The organism is Pantoea sp. Pa-EAmG (genome assembly GCF_030024295.1).
Classification (GTDB): Bacteria; Pseudomonadota; Gammaproteobacteria; order Enterobacterales; family Enterobacteriaceae; genus Pantoea; species Pantoea dispersa.
In genome coordinates this window covers 1-1,638 of sequence record NZ_JASEWO010000339.1, presented here as the reverse complement: position 1 = coordinate 1,638, position 1,638 = coordinate 1, and the positions used below count along the sequence as shown (strand labels likewise).

The following is a 1,638-nucleotide window of genomic DNA, read 5'->3' as shown; positions in this document are numbered from 1 at the left end:
GGGGTGAGTTCTACGCCTTGAGCAGAGCGATAAAATAACTCGGTTCCAATTTCTTTTTTAACTGTAATTTTCATTAGCCTTTTCTCCGTCACAATCATTTATATGGCTATAATACCAGGCGTTTGGCTCCCTCGCACGATTATCACATTAATGTTGTGTCCCCTTCTCGCTCATCGCGGGCATTAGCAAATCATGAAAAATGATAATTAAAAAATTAGTTATTACAAAGTTGAATAATCCGTTATCTCTTTCATGCCTGATAAATAACTTTAGCTGAGGAGGAATGATGTCAGACGACGACCAGAAATGCCTCGAAGCTTGTTATCTTTGTTGCGGCAGGTAATCACTGTGCGGCTTCGTGCCTTGCGAAAGAGATGCTGCGCATATGCATCAAACTGGATAAGCAGTGGGCAAATTTCTGCCGGATTTACGCTGATATGTCATTAATGTGGTCATGCCAGATATAGCCAGCCACAAACAGGCAGTTTTCGTTCTCCCTCTTCCCACCGCCTGAATGCGTCTTAGCTTTTCTGAGTTACCTTTCAGGGTTTCAGAATGACTTTTGTCCAGCCATTATCACGATCATCAAAATGCTTATAGCCATCGGCAGCGTCCGCCAGAGCGAGACGATGGGAGATGATCTGCGCCGGATTGGCCCTGCCCTGATGGATAAGCCTTGCGAGCTGGCGGTTGTACGCTTTGACATTACACTGACCGGTCTTGATTGACTGACCTTTGAACCAGAAATTCCCAAAATCGAATGGCACTTTACCCTCTTTGGCCAGGTCGGTCGCGCCTCCGGGATCCTGCGGAACAAAAACGCCGACCGCACCGATGCCGCCCGTGGCCTTAGTTGACGCGACAAGGCTGTTGAGCGTGGCAGAGTTATCCTCGTGGCCATGTTTATTGCAGCATTGATATCCCACACACTCGCAACCGCAATCCGTGCCGCGCCCGTCGGTTAACTCGAGAATTTTGTTTACTGCGTCATCGCCCACACCATTGATCGCTACTGCACCCAGTTGTTCGGCCAGCGCCAGTCTGTCCGGATGGGTATCAACCACAAACACCTGCGATGCGCCTTTGATCATGGCCGAGTGAGCAGCCATCAGGCCGACCGGGCCTGCGCCGTAAATCGCCACACTCTCTCCGGGGCGCAATCCTGCCAGTTCAGTGGCATGCCAGCCGGTGGGGAAGATGTCGGAAAGTAAAACGTAGTCCTCCTCTTTTTCAACCGCATCCGGCGGCAGCACCAGACAGTTAAAGTCAGCATAGGGGACACGCAGTAACTCCGCCTGTCCGCCATCCCATTCGCCCATTTCAGCAAAGCCATAGGCGGCACCGGCCGTACCCGGATTTGCCGTCAGGCAATAGCCGGTTAACCCTTTCTCGCAATTTTCACAGAATCCGCAGCCGACATTAAAGGGCAGGCAGACATAATCGCCAACTTTGACCCGCTCAACCGCACTGCCGATTTCAATGACCTGCCCCAGATTTTCATGGCCAAAGATGCGACCCTGTTCGAAGCTGGTTCGTCCTTCGTACATATGCAGATCTGAACCGCAGATATTGGTGGTGGTAATACGGACAAGCACATCGGTAGGGCGAACGAATTTGGGATCCGGAACCGCTTTGACT

General features: G+C 51.0%; 1 protein-coding gene. It reads right to left on the bottom strand.

The annotated features are described in order from the left end of the window. Positions 1–542: 542 nt before the first annotated feature. On the bottom strand, positions 543–1,638 hold a 1,096-nt coding region (locus QMM04_RS22420), incomplete at its 5' end, for a glutathione-independent formaldehyde dehydrogenase (RefSeq protein WP_282997098.1).